This is a genomic window from Photobacterium sp. CCB-ST2H9 (assembly GCF_023151555.2).
Lineage (GTDB): Bacteria > Pseudomonadota > Gammaproteobacteria > Enterobacterales > Vibrionaceae > Photobacterium.
This window is the reverse complement of the sequence record NZ_CP100426.1, coordinates 583204-601083: the sequence shown is the minus strand read 5'-3', so window position 1 is coordinate 601083 and position 17880 is coordinate 583204. Positions and strand designations below refer to the sequence as shown.

Below are 17880 nucleotides of genomic sequence, written 5' to 3'. Positions count from 1 at the left end.
GGATGCTTGGGATTATTGATGCAGCATTGCATCGCACCCGCACCATTGTAATGGTTTTGCTGTTGCTTCTGATCAGCGGTTATATGAGTTATCACAGTATTCCGAAGGAAGCGGAACCGGATATTACGATACCTTTTATTTATGTTTCCATTTCTCACAGTGGTATTTCTCCGGAAGATGCCGAACGCTTGCTGTTAAGGCCTATGGAGCAGGAACTGCGTGGGATTGACGGCGTCAAGGAAATGACGTCGACAGCCAGCGAAGGTCATGCCTCAGTCCTGCTTGAGTTTGAAGCGGGGGGCGATACGAAAGAAGCGCTGGCTGATGTTCGTGAGAAAGTGAGTCTGGCGAAAGCCAAGCTGCCGGATGAGACCGATGAACCGACAGTAAACGAAGTGACGATGGCTTCGGAAAGTCCGGCGGTTACTGTCATGTTGTCCGGTACTGCCCCGGAAAGGGCCTTGATTACTATCGCGCGGGATTTGCAGGACAAGCTTGAAGGCATGCGGGAAGTGCTGGAAGTCGATATTGGCGGTGACCGGGAAGACATGATTGAAATTCTGGTCGACCCGCTGCTGATGGAAAGCTACAACCTGGATCAGGAAGATATCTACAATCTGATTTCCAGAAATAACCGTCTGGTTGCAGCCGGTACGCTGGACAGCGGTCAGGGCCGGTTTCCAATCAAGTTGCCGTCCGTTTTTGACAACATCAAAGATGTGATGGATATGCCGGTGAAAGTATCCGGCGACAAAGTCGTGACCTTTGGTGATGTGGCGACGGTGCGCCGGACTTTTCAGGATGCTCAGTCTTACGCACGGGTGAATGGCCAGCCGGCGGTATCGCTTGAGGTGAAGAAGCGCCCGGGTGAGAACATCATCGAAACGGTTGATAAAGTGAAAGCGCTGATTGAGAGTGAGCGTGAGTTCTGGCCATCTAACATTCAGGTCGACTATACCGGTGACCAGTCAGAGCATGTGAAAACGATGCTCAACGACCTGCAAAATAACGTCTTGTCTGCGATCTTGCTGGTGGTGATCGTCATTATCGCCATTCTTGGCGGACGAACTGCCATGCTGGTGGGCATTGCAATTCCCGGCTCATTTCTTACCGGGATTCTGGCGCTCTCTGTGCTGGGCTATACCGTCAATATGGTGGTGTTGTTCGCCCTGATCATGGCGGTGGGGATGTTGGTTGACGGCGCGATTGTGGTGACAGAATACGCCGATCGGGAAATGAGTGAAGGGACGCCCAGAAGCGAAGCTTATAAAAAGGCATCCAAGCGGATGGCATGGCCCATTATTGCTTCAACCGCAACGACGCTGGCAGCGTTTGGTCCGCTTTTGTTTTGGCCCGGCATTATGGGCGAGTTCATGAAGTTTTTGCCGCTGACCCTGATCATGACGCTGGTGGCTTCGCTGCTGATGGCTTTGATCTTTGTCCCGACACTGGGAGGTTTGTTTGGCCGACCGCGTCCGATTTCAGTGGAAAAACGTCAGCAACTGATTGAAGCCGAAGAAGGTGATATCGAACATTTGCCCGGGCTGACCGGTGCTTACGTACGCGTACTCAAAGCGGCAGTCAAACGCCCATGGAAAGTTCTGTTTGGTGCGCTGGCATTTTCTGCTGCGGTGATTGTGCTGTACGGAAAAGCGGGTAACGGCACTGAATTCTTCCCGGAAGTCGAGCCTGAAGGCTTTAATATCGTGGTGCGATCTCAGGGCGATTTATCTATCGAAGAAAAAGATGTTCTGATCAAAGAAGTCGAGTCCCGGATCCTGGATTTGCCTGAGATTGAAACGCTCTATGCCCGTACGGGCGGAGATGACAAAATCGGCATGCTCCGGGTGAATCTGATTGACTGGCAGGACCGTCGTCCGGCCGCTGAAACGGTCGAAGCTATTAAAGCACGGACTGCCGGTCTGGCCGGTCTGGAAATTGAAGTCAAGCAGGATGAATCCGGTCCGCCGACAGGGGATAAAGACGTGAACATTCAGCTCAGTTCCCGTTTCCCGGACTTGCTGAAAGAGACCGTAAGCAAGGTCAGGAAGGAACTTGAGTCCAATCCGGCATTCACCAATATTGATGATACGGGCCCGAAACCCGGTATTGAGTGGCAAATCAAAGTCGATCGCCGTGACGCCGCGCGATTCGGTGCTGATGCAACATTGGTGGGTAACAACGTCCAGTTTGTGACCACAGGTCTGACACTGGGCGAGTACCGTGCTGATGACGTGGATGATGAGATGGATATTCGGGTGCGTTTCCCTGAACAATACCGTCACATTACCCGGCTGGAAGAGCTGCGTCTGAAAACGGCACAGGGACAGGTGCCCCTGAGCAACTTCAGTACGCTGCAGGCTGCGAATAAGCTCGATACCATCAAGAAAGTCGACGGACGTCAGGCATTGTCGGTCACGGCAGATATGGCACCGGGTTATAACCTGAGTAAAGTGCTGCCAGAGGTGATGGCACGACTGCCGGAGTTGGGACTGGATCCAAGAGTGCAGATCACACTGCGGGGTGAGAATGAGGAACAGGAGAAAGCCTCTGCGTTTCTCAGCAAAGCATTCATGGTCGCGATGGCAGTTATGGCGATTATTCTGGTGACCCAGTTCAATTCCTTCTATCAGGCATTTTTGATCCTGTCGGCTGTACTGTTTTCGACTGTTGGCGTTCTGTTGGGCATGCTGGTGTTCAACCAGCCGTTTGGGATCGTCATGTCCGGGATCGGGATTATTTCGCTGGCCGGGATTGTGGTGAATAACAATATCGTTCTGATCGATACCTATAACGTCCTGCGCAATCAGGGAATGGAAGCGATTGAAGCGATTCTCCGGACTGGTGCTCAGCGTCTGCGTCCTGTGCTGATGACCACAGTGACCACGATTCTCGGCTTGATGCCGATGGTTATGATGGTCAACGTGGATCTGATTCAGCGTAAAGTGGAGTTCGGAGCGCCATCGACCCAGATGTGGGCACAGCTCGCGACTGCGGTTGCAGGTGGTCTGGCTTTCGCAACCGTTCTGACACTGGTGATTACCCCTTGCATGTTGGCACTGGGGATTCACCGGCAGCAGCGAAAAGCGGAGAAACACAGGAACCAAAATTCGCCACACCTGATTGACGAAGCGGAAAAGGATCAGACTGAATCTGAACTGAAAGCGCTGGAGCGTGTCAGCTGATCATCTGATTGAAGCTGCTTATATAAGGAAACCGCCACCTTTTCAGGTGGCGGTTTTTTCTTGGGCTGATTGAGTTGCTCGTGATCAGGCAATCGCAAAGAAAAACACGGCGGTTGCAACAATACCAATCAGTGCATAAGGAATTTGCGTCAGGGCGTGCTGCATGGCGGTACAGCCGCTGCCTTGCGCAGACAGGACAGTGGAGTCACTGAAGAAACATGAGTGACTACCAGCTGCAGAGGCCGACAACAGGGCACCAATCGTAATTGAGACTGGCACACCTAAATGTGCACCCAGCGGGAATACAATTGGCATTGCAACCGCAAACAATCCCCAGGAGGATGCAGTAGCGAAAACCAATGCTGCCATCACCAGGAAAATCACAGCCGGGAACATCTTGGCTGACAACCATGGCGCAACCGTTTCGATGACATACTGTGTCAGACCCAACTGGTCGTTGACGTTTTTCAGCATGAAACCGGCAATGACAGTCGCCAGTGGCAGCATCATGATTTTGATGCCATCGTAAACGGCTTCAAACATGGTGTTAGCCGGCATCAGACGCTGTACGCCGTACAGGCACATGGTGAAAATCATGGCAACGAAAACTCCTGCCAGCAGGTCGATATCGAAGTACCAGCTTGCCGCGACCAGCACGACCATCGGCAGGACAAAGTTCAGTACGCCAATGGTTGAATTCGGATGTGGTTTCACATCTGCGCCCAGTGCGATATCGACACCACCTTCAGGCTGAACCTGACCATTCTGCGCACGCTTTTCTGCCGCTTTCATGGCTCCGAGATCCGGAATCTTACCCAAGGCAACCAGCAAGACCACCAGCAGGGTTACCCAGCCGTACGCCATATACGGAATTGCCTCAATATAAGCAGTGATGCCTTTTCCTGAAGAAGCAACATTATTGTCTTCAAGCAGCGAGCTGAAGAAAATCGCCCAGGTTGAAATCGGCAGCAGGATACAAACCGGCGCTGCGGTGGAGTCAACCAGATAGGCCAGCTTCTCACGAGAGATCTGATAACTGTCGGTGATGCGCTTCATGGAAGAAGAGATCGCAATGGCATTGAGGTAATCATCAATGAAAACCAGAATACCCAGCACGAACGTCAGAATCATTGACTGTCGTTTGCTTTTGACTTTGGTCACCAGTGCTTCGCTGAAGCTCAGGATACTGCCGCCTTTTTCTAGAATGGTGATTAAGCCGCCCATGAGGCCACAGACCAGAATCAGCCAGGCAATGGTTTCATCCATCATGACATCCATGGACATGCTGACGACGTTGCCGACGATCTGCTGCGGATCAATCATGATCAGGCCGGCCAGTGCGCCACTGAACAGGGCTTCGACCGTTCGGTGCGTCAGTAACGCTACGGCCAGAACAAAAAGTGTCGGCAACAGGCTGTACCAGCCATAAGCGGTTCCGGCTTCATGGGTATTACCAATCATGGTGAAGGTTCCGATGATGCCGGCAATCGCCAGAATCGCCGACATGCTTTTTACACTCGGCTTTTGTGGCGCATCGATTGTGGGTGTTTTCACTGTCATACAAGAATTCCTTTCTTATCTTTCAGTTATGCTGAATGAAGCATCCAGTCAACTTCCAGTGGAGTGACGGTTTTTTCAAAGTCCGCCAGTTCACGTTGCTTGCATGCTAGATAAAGCGAGATAAAGGGTTGCGGTAGGTACATCGACATTAGCTCGCTTGATGCAAGCTTTATGAGTGCGTCCGGCATGCGCAGAGGTAACTCTACCGCATTGTCGGCCAGTTGTGGTGGGCATTGCTCAAAAGTAAAACGTTCGCTGGCAAGCAGGCCAGCCAGAATCACTGATGCCAGAACGTAAGGGTTGACATCTGCGCCAGCGATACGATGTTCAATGCGGCGGTTATTGCTGTCACTCATGGGAATCCTGAGTGCAACCCCGCGGTGGTTTTCCCCCCAGTTTGCATGGGTTGGGGTATACATTGAAGCGGAGAATCTTCGGTATGAGTTCACACTCGGACACAGCAGTGCCATCGAATCAGGCATCATCGCCAGCATGGCGGCCAGAGTCTGATAATAGAAGGGGCTGGCTTGTCCTTGCGGATCGGAGAACAGGTTATTGCCTTCCGGATCAATCACGCTCAGGTGCATGTGTTTACCGTTACCGGCTTCATCGGCAAAAGGTTTCGCCATGAAGGTCACATCAAAATCATGTGCCTGGGCGACCTGACGAATCAGGCGCTTGGCCAGAATCACCTGATCACAGGCATCGACGACATCCTGCTGATGATTGAAGTTGATTTCAAATTGTCCGGGAGCAGATTCAGACAGCGCACCGGAAGTGTTCAGGCCCTGCTGGACGGCGGCGTCATTCAGATCACTCAGAAATGAAGAATAATCATCAAGATTTTCAACATTATAAACGTCAGAACGGTGTTCTCTGTCGTGGTGGACCGGGTTCAGCGGTGGCTGAATCCCACCCAAAGCATCCCGCTGTTTATCCAGCAGATAAAACTCCAGCTCGATTGCAACAACCGGGTACTGGCCTTTCTGATGGAGCTGGTCCAGCAGGTTCATCAGGACATTCCTTATGGAGAGCTCTGTCGGCTTTGTGCCGGACTCATCCATCATGGTCAGCATCACCTGTGCGACTTCAGGATTAAATGTAGGTGTCAGCGTCCCCGGAACCGGATAACAGATATGATCGGGTTCACCCAGTGCTTCTCCTAATCCTGCTTCCTCGACGACGTTACCCTCAATACTCAGTGAAATTGTCGAGAGAGGGAGATAAACCCCTTTTTCAATCTTTTCAACTGCTTCAATCGGAATTCGCTTGCCTCGCGGGGTGGCATTGATGTCTGTAAACAGCAGATCAACAAATCTCACCTCAGGCCATTTTTGTTTAAAATTTTTAACTTCTTCTTTAAATCCGTTCATTCACGAAACACCTCGTGTGGATACATCCTGTAACTTATATTTAACAGATGATCGAGAAATGGCAATAATTGTGCGCAAATTGTTCAAAATATCGAACGTCGATCAAATTTTAGTAACATTCTTGTAAATTACGGGTTGCATTTCATTCGTGCTCTAAGCTAGGTTTGTTCAATAAATCGAACATGAGTTGCAGGAGAGACTGAAAATGAACTCAACACAAACTGGCCCGGTTATTGGCGTTGTCTGCTGTAAAAAATCACTGGAAGGCTATGGCATTCAAAGTGTGAATGAGTTCTATCTCAATGCAGTGAAGCTGTTCGGGGCAAATCCGGTGCTGTTTCCTGCCGGTTCTTCAGCAGCGGAAATCAGGCAGCTGATTTCACTGGTGGATGGTGTGTTGCTGACAGGCAGCCACTCCAATGTCGCGCCGGGCCGTTACGGCGCTGAGCATGATGAGCCCAAAAAAGATGAAGGCCGGGATGCGCTGTCGTTCTCACTGATTGACACCTGCATTCAGCAAGAAGTACCGATTCTGGGGATTTGTCGTGGTTTTCAGGAAATGAATGTGGCGCTTGGCGGCACACTGCATCCGAAAGTTCATGAAGTGGCAGGGTTTCAGGATCATCGGGAAAGCCCTCTGAATGACATGGCAATGAAGTATGCTCCGGCGCATCCGGTAAATATTTCTGACAATGGCACCTTCGCTGAGTGGCTGGCGCCGTTGGATAACATTCAGGTGAATTCTTTGCACGGGCAAGGGGTGCGGCAGTTAGCTCCCGGTCTGACCGTGGAGGCCGTTTCACCGGATGGATTGATTGAAGCCTTTAGTTTAAAGGCACACCCGTTCTTCATTGGTGTGCAGTGGCACCCAGAATGGCAAGCGACGGAAAACCATTTTTCACGAATTTTGTTTGATCAGTTTATGATATCGGCTTCACAGCGAAGGAGCCTTAAAGATGGAATCAGAACTCATTGGTAAAAAAATTGCACAGCTGAGAAAAGAACACAAATTATCGCAGCGTGAACTGGCAGAAAAAGCAGACATTACCCACAGCGCGATCTCATCCATCGAGAACAGCAAAGTGAGTCCGTCCGTCAGTTCACTGCACAAGATTGTGAAGGTGTTCGATATGTCCCTGTCAGAGTTTTTCACACAGGACCAGAAATTCGAAGAGCGTCCTGTCGTGATCAAACCGGATCAGCTGATTGAAATGGGGAATGAACAAGTCTCCATGAAGCTGGTTTGTGATGGTCGGAAAGATCGGCAAATGGGATTTCTGATTGAGGTCTATCAGCCTCATTCAAGCACCGGACTGATTAGCATCAAACACGAAGGTGAGGAAAGCGGTACCGTTTTGGAAGGTGAAATTGAACTGGCACTGGGTGACAAAACTTATGTTATCCGCGAAGGGGAAAGTTACCTGTTCGATACCAGCATTCCGCACAAGTTTACAAACAATACGGACAAACTTTGCCGGATCGTCAGCGCACATACACCGGCGAGTTTCTGACGTCCCAACCTGAAAGGAAGGCGTATGAACACTCAACAGCAATGGACAGCACTGAAAGAGCAGATAGAGATTGAATGCAGGGCATTCATTCATGGTGAATACCAGGATGCCCAAAGTCGCGACACCTTTGCGGTGATCAACCCGGCCACAGATGAACACCTTGCCGATGTTGCCCGTTGTGATGCAAAGGATGCCGCAGTTGCTGTTGAGATGGCAAAAAGCGCCTTCCAGCGTGGTGACTGGCAGTTCCAGAGTCCGGCTCAGCGAAAAGCGGTGTTACTGGCATTCGCTGACCTGATTGAACAGGACCGTGAGACCCTGGCGCTGCTGGAAACACTGGATACCGGTAAACCCATCAGTCACAGTTTCAGTACAGATATTCCGGGCGCGGCGTCTGCCATTCGCTGGTACGCCGAAGCCATCGATAAAACCTACGGTGAAGTGGCAACCACGGAAGTGAATGTCCACGCGTATATTACCCATCAGCCTATTGGTGTCGTTGCCGCCATTGTTCCCTGGAACTTTCCGCTCTGGCTGGCCTGCTGGAAGCTGGGTCCGGCGCTTGCAGCCGGAAACAGTGTAATTCTGAAACCGTCCGAAAAATCACCGCTCACGGCAATTCATCTTGGCAAACTGGCGAATCAGGCTGGGATCCCTGCCGGTGTGTTCCAGGTACTGCCGGGCTATGGCCATGAAGTTGGCGACGCTCTGGCTCGTCATGAGGATGTCGACTGCATCACTTTCACGGGCTCAACCCGCGTTGCACGTCAGCTGATGATCTGCTCCGGTGAGTCCAACATGAAGCGTGTCTGGGCTGAAGCCGGCGGGAAAAACGCCAATATCGTTTTTGCGGATTACAAGAATCTGGATAAAGCCGCAGCAGAAACCGCATCAGGCTGTTTTTACAACCAGGGCGAAGTCTGTGTCGCCGCAACCCGGTTGCTGGTTCATGAAAGCATCAAAGATGCGTTCGTCGAGAAAGTTATTGCCGCTTCCAAAGCATTCACACCCAAAGATCCGCTGGATCCGACTTCTGCCATGGGCGCGCTGATCGATCAGGAGCATAAAGCAAAAGTGCTCGGTTATGTCGCGACAGGGGAAGCCGCAGGTGCCCGTGTTTTATGCGGAGGCGATGTTGCCGGTCAGGGCGCATTTGTATCACCAGTAGTGCTGGGCGATGTCAGCAATGATATGGCGGTGGCCCGCGAAGAAATCTTTGGTCCGGTGCTTTGTGTGATTCCGTTCCGCACCGAAGCAGAGGCGATTGCGATAGCCAATGATTCACCGTACGGGCTGGGGGCTGCGCTCTGGACTTCAGATCTGGATCGTGCACACCGGGTGGCGCGTCAGCTTCAGGCAGGATCCGTCTGGATCAATAACTATAACGAAGGCGATATGACAGTGCCGTTTGGCGGCTTTAAACAAAGCGGCAACGGTCGGGATAAATCACTGCATGCGCTGGAGAAGTTCACCGAGGTGAAAACAACCTGGCTTCGTCTTGAGTCGTACTAAAAGGAGTTTACTGTGATTCAACATACTGGTTCTTATTACGCCTCAACGGCGAACTTTACACGCGAATTTCCAACGCTGACAGACAACATTGAATGTGACATCTGTATTGTCGGTGCGGGGTTCAGCGGACTCTCATCCGCGCTGCATCTGGCTCAGAAAGGCTTCAAAGTTGTTGTGCTGGAAAGTGCAAAAGTGGGCTTTGGTGCGACAGGCCGTAACGGCGGTCAGATCGTCAACAGTTACAGCCGTGATGTCGACGTGATTGAAAAACGTTATGACAAAAAAACGTCGGATGCGCTCTGCAACATGATTTTTGAAGGTGGCGATATCATTCGCGGCCTGATTCAAGACCACAACATTGACTGTGATTACAAGCAGGGCGGTCTGTTCACTGCGCTGAACACTAAACAGGTCGAAGGGCTGAAACACCACAAAGCCAACTGGGAACGCTACGGAAACAAAGACCTGAGAATGCTCGACAAAACCGAGCTGCAAACCATGATCGGTACAGACGTCTATGAAGGTGGTCTGCTGGACATGCGGGGCGGTCATATTCACCCGTTGAAACTGGCGCTGGGCGAAGCCGAAGTGATACTGGGACTCGGCGGTCAGATTTTTGAACAGTCTGCTGTGACGCGTATTGAAAAAGGTGCAAAACCTGTCGCGCATACAGCTCTGGGTTCAGTCAAAGCACAATATCTGGTTTTGGCGGGCAACGCTTATCTGGGCGGACTGGCACCCAATATCAGCAATAAAGCGATTCCTTGCGGCACTCAGGTGGTGACCACAGAACAACTGACTGATGCACTGTGTGACGAACTCTTGCCGCAGCGTTACTGCGTGGAAGACTGCAATTACCTGCTGGATTATTTCCGCATCACTGCGGACAACCGCATGCTCTTTGGTGGCGGTGTGGTTTACGGGGCCCGTGATCCTGAAAACGTGGAAAAACTGATCCGTCCGAAGATGGAAAAAGTCTTCCCGCAACTGAAAGGCGTCAAACTGGACTTTGCCTGGACCGGTAACTTCCTGCTGACCTATTCCCGGATGCCTCAGTTCGGCAGCTTTGCCGACAATATTTATTACCTGCAAGGATACAGCGGCCATGGCGTGACTTGTACGCATCTCGCCGGCAAATTGCTGGCAGAAGCGCTGACCGGACATGCTGAGCGTTTTGATGCATTCGCGTCTCTGCGTCATTACGCCTTCCCGGGCGGGCGTCATTTCCAGGTGCCGTTTACGGCGCTTGGGGCCGCTTACTATAACTTACGCGACAAGCTCGCCATCTAAGGAACGGAAAAGGAAGAGAACCATGTCTAAGACAGTGACTTTTGCTTCAGTGCAGCTTGCGATGTCATGGGATATCGACAATAACCTGAAAAAAATTGGCGACGCAGTCAGAGAAGCGGCTGCAAAGGGTGCCAACGTCGTTGTACTGCAAGAGCTTTTTGCCGCCCCTTACTTCTGTAAAGAGCAGGTTGCCCGGTATTTTGATCTGGCGGAAGAAACCGACAGCAGTCCGTTAATCAATCACATGAGCCAGCTGGCCCGCGAATACAATGTGGTGATCCCTGTCAGTTACTTTGAGAAATCCGGCAACAGCTTTTTTAATTCTCTGGTGATGATCGATGCCGACGGTACGGTCCTGGAAAACTACCGTAAATCCCATATTCCAGATGGTCCGGGTTACAGCGAGAAATTCTATTTCAGCCCCGGCGATACCGGCTTCAAAGTGTGGGAGACCCGTTTTGGTAAGTTTGGTGTCGGGATCTGCTGGGATCAGTGGTTTCCTGAGCTGGCGCGTTGTCTTGCTTTAGCGGGGGCAGAAGCAATTTTCTATCCGACGGCGATTGGTTCTGAGCCGCAGGATCCGACGCTGGATTCCCGTGATCACTGGCAGCGCACCATGCAGGGCCATTCCGCAGCAAACCTTGTCCCTGTGATTGCTGCGAACAGAACCGGTGTTGAAACCGATGACGGGATTGAAACCACTTTCTATGGTTCGTCATTCATTACCGATCACACCGGGAAGAAACTGGCAGAAGCGGGCCGGGATGAAGAAACCATCATCTACGCGACGATCGACCTCGAAGCGACCGCAAAAGCCCGTTACAGCTGGGGATTGTTCCGAGACCGTCGTCCGGATCTGTATGGTCGGATCAACTCACTGACCGGTAAACACTGATCAGTAAAAATGTACACAGAAATGGACAGGAAGTTTGCCATGGAATTACGGGGCACCCCTTCACAAGATGGTTTTTATTTTCCTGCGGAGTTTGCGCCGCAGGAACAGGTTTGGCTGGCATGGCCGGAACGGCCTGACAACTGGCGTGATCATGCGAAGCCAGCGCAGCATGCTTTTGTTCAGGTTGCGACGGCCATCAGCCAACATACGAAAGTATGTGTCGCCGTCAGCACCAACCAGTATCTGAATGCAACCTTGTTGCTGCCAGAAGCAGTCGAGGTGGTTGAAATGCCCTTGAACGACGCCTGGATGCGGGATATCGGTCCGACCGTGGTGATCAATGCTCAGGGTGAGCGCCGGGGGATCAGCTGGCAGTTCAACGCCTGGGGTGGTGAGGTTGATGGTCTGTATGTCCCCTGGGACGATGACGATGCTGTCGCAGTACGTATTTGCGATCATCTCAATATGGATTACTACCGGGCGCCTTTCGTCTTGGAAGGCGGGGCAATTCATACCGATGGGGAAGGTACCCTGTATACCACGGAAGAGTGCCTGTTATCGGCGGGTCGAAATCCGCATCTGTCCAAAGCCGGGATTGAAGCCTGTCTGGCCGATTATTTGTCGATCAGTCAGGTGATCTGGCTGCCTGACGGATTGTTTAATGATGAGACCAACGGCCATATCGATAATCTGTTACACGTGATTGCGCCGGGTGAAGTGGTTCTGAGCTGGTGCGATGATCCGAACGATCCGCAGTATGACATTTCGCGTCGTGCGCTGGCTGTACTGGAAAACAGTACGGATGCCAAAGGCCGTCCGATTCGGGTGCACCGGCTGCCGATTCCGGGGCCGCTTTATCTGAGTGAAACAGAAGCCGCGGGGATTGCACCATCTGACGGGATGAAACGCGAAGCCGGAGAACGGTTAGGGGGCTCCTATGCCAACTTTCTGATGTGTAATCAAAAAGTGTTCCTGCCGCTGCTTGATTCAGCCCGCGACCAGCAGGCCATTGATATCCTGCAGGCGGCATTGCCGGATTACGAGATTATTGGTGTTCCGACCCGTGAAGTTTTACTGGGCGGCGGCAATATTCACTGCATTACGCAGCAAATACCGACGGTCAACAATATTTAACGCACTTGCCAGCCCATCACGCTGACAAACCCGATAGAAAGAAAAGGTTTTACTATGCAGCAAATTCAAAATCGTAATTTGCTCGCCTTCCTGTGCGAGCCGTTTGACACTTCGCTGGCTGTGACGAACCCGGCGACCGGGGAAGTGCTGTGCCATATTCCGACTCAGAATGAAGCGGAGATTGTTTCTGCAATCGAGCGGGCGCATGTTGCTCAGAAAGCCTGGGCAAAAACCAGTGCCAAGGCACGCTCGGCGATTCTTCGCCGCTGGTTTGAACTGGTGATGGAAAATCAGGCCGACCTGGGTCGTCTGATGACTCTGGAACAGGGCAAGCCGCTGGCAGAAGCCAAAGGTGAAGTCGCTTACGGCGCCAGTTTTATTGAATGGTTTGCTGAAGAAGCCAAACGAACGTATGGCGACAGCATTCCGGGGCCAACGGCCGATAAGCGTATCGTGACGGTGAAACAGCCGATTGGAGTGGCATGTGCCATTACGCCATGGAACTTCCCGATTGCCATGCTTACCCGCAAAGCAGCCCCGGCTCTTGCCGCCGGATGCAGCTTTATCTGTAAGCCTGCAAACCAGACGCCGTTGTCTGCTTATGCTGTGGCAGAGCTGGGTTATCAGGCGGGGATACCGCGAGACTTACTGCAACTGGTGGTGAATGCCTCTTCCAGCCTGGTGGGCCAAGTGTTTACCGACAGTCCGCTGATCCGCAAGTTGTCTTTCACCGGTTCGACCCGTGTGGGCAGTTTGCTGATGAAGCAATGCGCCGACAGCATTAAACGGACGTCGATGGAACTGGGCGGTAATGCACCCTTCATCGTGTTTGACGATGCAGATATTGATCTGGCAGTTACCGGCGCGATGGCGTCGAAGTTCCGCAATGCCGGTCAGACGTGTGTCTGCGCCAACCGTTTCTATGTACACGACCGCGTGTACGATGCTTTTGTCGCGAAGTTCAAAGCTGCGGTAGAAACCCTGAAAGTCGGAAACGGACTGGATGAAGGCGTGACGATCGGGCCTGTCATTGATACGTCGGCCAAAGAAAAAATCATGCACCTGACGGATCATACTGTGGCTCAGGGCGCCACTTTGGTGACTGGTGGGCAGCAACTGGAAGGGCTTTTCGTTCAGCCGACGATTCTCGCCAATGTCCGTCATGACATGGATATCGTGCAGGAAGAAATTTTCGGCCCGATTGCACCTGTGATCCGTTTCAGCAGTGATGAAGAACTGATTGAGATGGCGAACGATACCATTTACGGGCTGGCGTCTTACTTCTACAGCCAGAACATCAACCGGATCTGGAAAGTGGCAGAAGCGCTGGAATACGGCATGGTTGGCATCAACGAAGGCATGATCTCAACAGAAGTGGCACCGTTTGGCGGTGTGAAACAGTCCGGCATCGGCCGCGAAGGGGCGAAGCAGGGCATCGACGAATATATGGATATTAAATACCTCTGCTTTGGCGGTATTCAGGCATAAGGAAGGTGAGTGATGAGTAATCAAACTTGGCAAACACGTAAGCAGCAAGTGATCGCACAAGGCATGGGCAATCTGAGTCCGATTTATGTTGAGAAAGCGAAAAACGCTGAAATTTGGGATATCGAAGGGAATCGTTTTATCGATTTCGGTTCTGGTATCGCAGTGAATAATACCGGTCATTCGCATCCGCGTATCGTGGAAGCGGTGAAAGCACAGCTGGATAATTTCTCTCACACCTGTGCCATGGTGACACCATATACCGCTTTTGTGGAACTGGCAGAGCAACTGACCGAACGTGCGCCGGGTGAGTCGGCGAAAAAAGCAGTCTTCCTGACGACCGGGGCGGAAGCGGTTGAAAACGCGATTAAAGTCGCACGTGCGCACACCAAGCGCAGCGGTGTGATTGCGTTCAAAGGCGGCTTCCATGGCCGGACCAACATGACGATGGGCCTGACCGGCAAGGTCGCCCCCTATAAAGCTGGCTTTGGTCCGTTCCCGGGCGAGATTTACCATGCACCTTATCCGAATGCATTTCATGGCATCAGTATTGAAGACAGCTTGCAGGCCATTGCGGATCTGTTCGCCTGCGATATCGAGCCATCCCGCGTGGCGGCAATTATCTTTGAACCGGTGCAGGGCGAGGGCGGTTTTTATCAGGCGCCGCCAGCCTTTGCGCAGGCACTGCGTGCACTGTGTGACAAACACGGGATCGTTCTGATTGCAGATGAGATCCAGACTGGTTTTGCCCGGACCGGGAAACTGTTTGCAACGGAATATCTGGGGATCGAACCGGATCTGATGACGATGGCAAAAGGTATTGCTGGTGGCTTCCCGATTTCTGCGGTTGTCGGTAAAGCTGAGATCATGGATGCTGCGGGTCCGGGGGGCCTGGGTGGTACTTATGCCGGTTCTCCGCTGGGCTGTGTCGCAGGTCTGGAAGTGCTCAAAATCATTGATGAAGACCAATTGTGCCAGAAAGCGCTGAATATCGGTGAAGTGATGACCAGTCACTTCCGTGCACTTCAGTCAGATTTCCCGGTGATTGGTGATGTGCGAAACCTGGGTGCCATGATTGCGGTGGAATTTGTTGACCCGAAAACTGGTGCGCCGATGGCTGAACTGACCAAGTCGCTGGTGGCACAGGCGCGGGAAGAAGGCGTGATTCTGCTGTCCTGCGGTGTGAAAGGGAACGTGATTCGATTCCTCCCGGCACTGACCATCGAAGATGATGTGATGGCAGAAGGGATTGAGAAAGTGAAAAAAGCGCTGGCTGCTTTGGTTTAATTCATGCGTTTCAGTTGAACGAAAGAAAAGGGCATACGAAGGTATGCCCTTTGTCTTTGACAAATCAATATTATTTTTCTCATGAACTTGTTCAATATAATAAGGACGATTTTGAGAACACGGATCAAACGGTGATTATCAGCACGCCGATTGAATTTTGTTCCTGATATATCGAATAATTGTTTTGATCATTGGCATAGCCTTGGAGGGCATTTCTTGCGTTTACACTATACCCAATTGCGACAACCCATCTTGAACCGGGATTGGGCGCTGGATAATGTACGATTTTGTTCACGTCTTGTTGTGCAGAAGCCAGGACGGCTGCTCCAGAATTATTGGCACTCTCAACTTTAAGTTCAATTGCATACCTTCCATCATTATCTTGTGCAAGTGCGTCTAAATGCCAATTACCATTTGGTGGTGGATAAGGTACTTCACGCGTAGCCTGTATTCCTCCCTGACGGAAGAGGAGAATCAGTTCTACTTGCATCCATATTTCCCAAGCAGCCCCCGTTGAAATGGCTTCGGAGATTCGCGCTGAATCATTGAGTATCATATAAGCTAAATTTTGGTTATTCATAATTAACCCTTTTCGACATTGAATTGAAAGTGGCTCACTTCGACTCATCATTAAGACTGTATGAATACAGTCAAAATAATATTATGTCTTCACCAAACAGACACCTTTGATTAATAACCAATATGATTTCTTTAAAACACATCTATAAAAATGAAAGCTGTATGTGTTTTTCAGAATTGAAATAGAATGTCCTTTGAGAAGGCTAATAAAAAAACAGGCATACCGAAGTATGCCTGTAGATGAGAAAAGAATTTGTACTGAGTTGTTTATTTAAACTCAGCTTTCCGCATCCGGTTCAGCACTGCCATCACGTCAACTACGCGCGGCTTGGCAAAATCACCATAGTTCGGCATGGTGCGGAACCAGTCCTGATGCAGCATCTTAGCAAAGGCTTTGACCGGTTGTTTTTCCCAGCCTTTCATCATAGCCAGCTGGCACCACAGCCAGCCGATGGCATGTAACTGACTCGCATCGGTAATCTGTTCCAGCGCCTGCAGATCCACAAACTCACGGCCAAAGCGCAGTCCTTGCTTGTTCTTCACCTGAATCCGGAACTTGCCTTCTTCCAGTTGCGCCTGTAACCCGGAGCGGTTCAGCTGACGGGTACGCGGACGCTCAATGGTATCGCTGCCTTCCGGCTGGCGTTGTGTCGGGTGAGACTGCACCACGATCTTTGCTTTAGCTGTGACGTCGACGGCTTCGTAACTGTGCATCTGAATCACGGTATCAGCTACGTCCAGATAGTCACCAGACCCCCCCATGACCAGCATGACAGATGTATTCAGGTGGTTTCTCAGCAGTGCAATACGGTCAACCAATGGTGTAATTGGTTCATCGTCTTTCGCAATCAGCGCCTGCATCCGCTCATCGCGGATCATAAAGTTCGATGCCGAGGTGTCTTCATCGATCAGCAGGGTCTGAGCGCCAGCTTCGAGAGATTCCTGCAACCAGGCAGCCTGCGAGGTTGAACCCGAAGCATTTTGGGTGCTGAAACACGTGGTGTCTTTGCCCATTGGCAGATTGCTGATGTAAGGTGACAAATCCACACTGTGCACACAACGGCCATCTTCAGCGCGGATTTTGGTTGCTGTCTCATCGGTCACCACATATTCACGGCCGTCGCCCGGGATATGGTCATACACAGCATTTTCAACCGCATTCAGCAAAGTTGATTTACCGTGGAAGCCGCCACCGACGATCATGGTGATCCCGGTCGGAATACCCATCCCGCGGAGTTTACCTGCATGCGGTGCTTCCAGTTCGACGGCCAGTTCGTCCGGACTTCTGAAGGTGACTGCATCCGGCATGGGCTGATCGCTGTTGCCCGCCAGTCGCGGCAAGACACTGTTATCGGCGACAAAGGCAATCAGGTTCTTGTCTTTCAACTGCGCACGCAGAGCGACCTGATCTTCGACCGTTTCACAGTGACGGCGCAGATCTTCCATCGGCAGCTCACGGGCAATGGTGGCACGACGGATAATTTTCGGCAGGGTAAACGTCAGCAGGTTCAATGTTTTCTTGGCAATGATGGTGCGACCGTCAGCAGGCAGATCAACACGGAAACGCAGCTCAATGGCATCGTCATCGAAAACGACTGCAGTGCGATCCAGGACAGCCTGACCCGGACGGTCAATCTGAATCTCGTTCACTTCTTTTGCCAGTTCAGCAAACTGACGGGCAATAAAATCACGCGCCGCACGCTGATAATCTGCCGACTGTTCTTTCAGCCAGGCCAGATCCGTCAGCGACCATTGTCGGCGTGCACGCACACGGGTTGCCGGTGCGAACGGATCCGATTGCGGGATATCGATAAAGAAATCGTAATCAACAAAGTTGTACTGACCACGCAGGCTGGAGTAGCTGCGGTAATTGCGTCGGTCGATTTTTTTGAGTCTGGCTTCCAGTAAGTCCATAGGGTCTCGATATCACTGGCTAAATACATTGGGGGCAGGAGTTTACACCAAAGCACACGGATGTGCATGTAATTCAGTGATCTTGGTCTCGCTTTATCGCCTTTGCAACCATGGTCTAATGTTTCCTGTCGTTTTTTTCAGACAAGGTGAACAGC

13 protein-coding genes are annotated in these 17880 nt (G+C 51.5%); 9 read left to right on the top strand and 4 right to left on the bottom strand.

What is annotated here, in order from left to right; all coding sequences use genetic code 11:
* Positions 1 to 2: 2 nt before the first annotated feature.
* Entirely contained in the window at positions 3 to 3185 is a 3183-nt protein-coding gene (locus L4174_RS19305; protein ID WP_248142245.1) for an efflux RND transporter permease subunit, read from the top strand.
* Positions 3186 to 3269: 84 nt separating this feature from the next.
* On the opposite strand, the gene L4174_RS19300 is transcribed toward L4174_RS19305, so the two are convergent.
* Both L4174_RS19300 and L4174_RS19295 read right to left on the bottom strand, forming a co-directional pair.
* On the bottom strand, positions 3270 to 4745 hold the full coding sequence (locus L4174_RS19300; RefSeq protein WP_248142246.1) for a Na+/H+ antiporter NhaC family protein: 1476 nt from the start codon (positions 4743 to 4745) through the stop codon (positions 3270 to 3272).
* Positions 4746 to 4771: 26 nt separating this feature from the next.
* Positions 4772 to 6118, bottom strand: coding sequence for a glutamine synthetase family protein (locus L4174_RS19295; RefSeq protein ID WP_248142247.1), 1347 nt, complete (start codon positions 6116 to 6118; stop codon positions 4772 to 4774).
* 205 nt (positions 6119 to 6323) lie between these two features.
* Between L4174_RS19295 and L4174_RS19290 the strand changes: the two genes are divergently transcribed.
* The 8 genes from L4174_RS19290 to gabT are packed head-to-tail and all read left to right on the top strand — an operon-like array spanning position 6324 to position 15232.
* Complete coding sequence (locus L4174_RS19290) at positions 6324 to 7097, top strand: gamma-glutamyl-gamma-aminobutyrate hydrolase family protein (RefSeq protein ID WP_248142248.1); 774 nt, start codon at positions 6324 to 6326, stop codon at positions 7095 to 7097.
* Complete coding sequence (puuR, locus tag L4174_RS19285; RefSeq protein WP_248142249.1) at positions 7075 to 7629, top strand: HTH-type transcriptional regulator PuuR; 555 nt, start codon at positions 7075 to 7077, stop codon at positions 7627 to 7629. The genes L4174_RS19290 and puuR overlap by 23 nt, the downstream gene beginning before the upstream one ends.
* Positions 7630 to 7653: 24 nt before the next feature.
* Positions 7654 to 9141 (top strand): aldehyde dehydrogenase, encoded by a 1488-nt coding sequence (locus tag L4174_RS19280; RefSeq protein ID WP_248142250.1) that lies wholly within the window; start codon positions 7654 to 7656, stop codon positions 9139 to 9141.
* Between the two features lie 12 nt (positions 9142 to 9153).
* The gene (locus L4174_RS19275) at positions 9154 to 10431 is read left to right on the top strand and encodes an FAD-binding oxidoreductase (protein WP_248142251.1); all 1278 of its coding nucleotides are present in this window, start codon (positions 9154 to 9156) and stop codon (positions 10429 to 10431) included.
* A gap of 22 nt (positions 10432 to 10453) precedes the next feature.
* Positions 10454 to 11326, top strand: coding sequence for an N-carbamoylputrescine amidase (aguB, locus tag L4174_RS19270; protein ID WP_248142252.1), 873 nt, complete (start codon positions 10454 to 10456; stop codon positions 11324 to 11326).
* Between the two features lie 39 nt (positions 11327 to 11365).
* Entirely contained in the window at positions 11366 to 12460 is a 1095-nt protein-coding gene (gene aguA, locus L4174_RS19265; protein ID WP_248142253.1) for an agmatine deiminase, read from the top strand.
* Positions 12461 to 12514: 54 nt separating this feature from the next.
* On the top strand, positions 12515 to 13948 hold the full coding sequence (locus L4174_RS19260) for an NAD-dependent succinate-semialdehyde dehydrogenase (protein ID WP_248142254.1): 1434 nt from the start codon (positions 12515 to 12517) through the stop codon (positions 13946 to 13948).
* Positions 13949 to 13960: 12 nt separating this feature from the next.
* A complete protein-coding gene (gene gabT / locus L4174_RS19255; RefSeq protein ID WP_248142255.1) occupies positions 13961 to 15232 on the top strand; it encodes a 4-aminobutyrate--2-oxoglutarate transaminase in 1272 nt (423 codons plus the stop codon).
* Between the two features lie 124 nt (positions 15233 to 15356).
* Here the strand turns inward: gabT and L4174_RS19250 are convergent, their stop codons facing one another.
* Both L4174_RS19250 and L4174_RS19245 read right to left on the bottom strand, forming a co-directional pair.
* Complete coding sequence (locus L4174_RS19250; protein ID WP_248142256.1) at positions 15357 to 15812, bottom strand: hypothetical protein; 456 nt, start codon at positions 15810 to 15812, stop codon at positions 15357 to 15359.
* A 266-nt stretch (positions 15813 to 16078) separates the two neighbouring features.
* A complete protein-coding gene (locus L4174_RS19245) occupies positions 16079 to 17725 on the bottom strand; it encodes an ABC-ATPase domain-containing protein (protein WP_248142257.1) in 1647 nt (548 codons plus the stop codon).
* Between the last annotated feature and the right edge of the window lie 155 nt (positions 17726 to 17880).

Excerpts from the sequence above, each read along its gene's own strand:
- L4174_RS19305 (WP_248142245.1), top strand. The coding sequence starts at position 3 with ATGCTTGGGATTATTGATGCAGCATTGCATCGCACCCGCACCATTGTA.
- aguA (WP_248142253.1), top strand. The coding sequence starts at position 11,366 with ATGGAATTACGGGGCACCCCTTCACAAGATGGTTTTTATTTTCCTGCG.
- L4174_RS19290 (WP_248142248.1), top strand. The coding sequence starts at position 6,324 with ATGAACTCAACACAAACTGGCCCGGTTATTGGCGTTGTCTGCTGTAAA.
- L4174_RS19260 (WP_248142254.1), top strand. The coding sequence starts at position 12,515 with ATGCAGCAAATTCAAAATCGTAATTTGCTCGCCTTCCTGTGCGAGCCG.
- L4174_RS19245 (WP_248142257.1), bottom strand. The coding sequence starts at position 17,725 with ATGGACTTACTGGAAGCCAGACTCAAAAAAATCGACCGACGCAATTAC.
- L4174_RS19300 (WP_248142246.1), bottom strand. The coding sequence starts at position 4,745 with ATGACAGTGAAAACACCCACAATCGATGCGCCACAAAAGCCGAGTGTA.
- L4174_RS19250 (WP_248142256.1), bottom strand. The coding sequence starts at position 15,812 with ATGAATAACCAAAATTTAGCTTATATGATACTCAATGATTCAGCGCGA.
- L4174_RS19280 (WP_248142250.1), top strand. The coding sequence starts at position 7,654 with ATGAACACTCAACAGCAATGGACAGCACTGAAAGAGCAGATAGAGATT.
- L4174_RS19295 (WP_248142247.1), bottom strand. The coding sequence starts at position 6,118 with ATGAACGGATTTAAAGAAGAAGTTAAAAATTTTAAACAAAAATGGCCT.
- puuR (WP_248142249.1), top strand. The coding sequence starts at position 7,075 with ATGGAATCAGAACTCATTGGTAAAAAAATTGCACAGCTGAGAAAAGAA.
- gabT (WP_248142255.1), top strand. The coding sequence starts at position 13,961 with ATGAGTAATCAAACTTGGCAAACACGTAAGCAGCAAGTGATCGCACAA.
- aguB (WP_248142252.1), top strand. The coding sequence starts at position 10,454 with ATGTCTAAGACAGTGACTTTTGCTTCAGTGCAGCTTGCGATGTCATGG.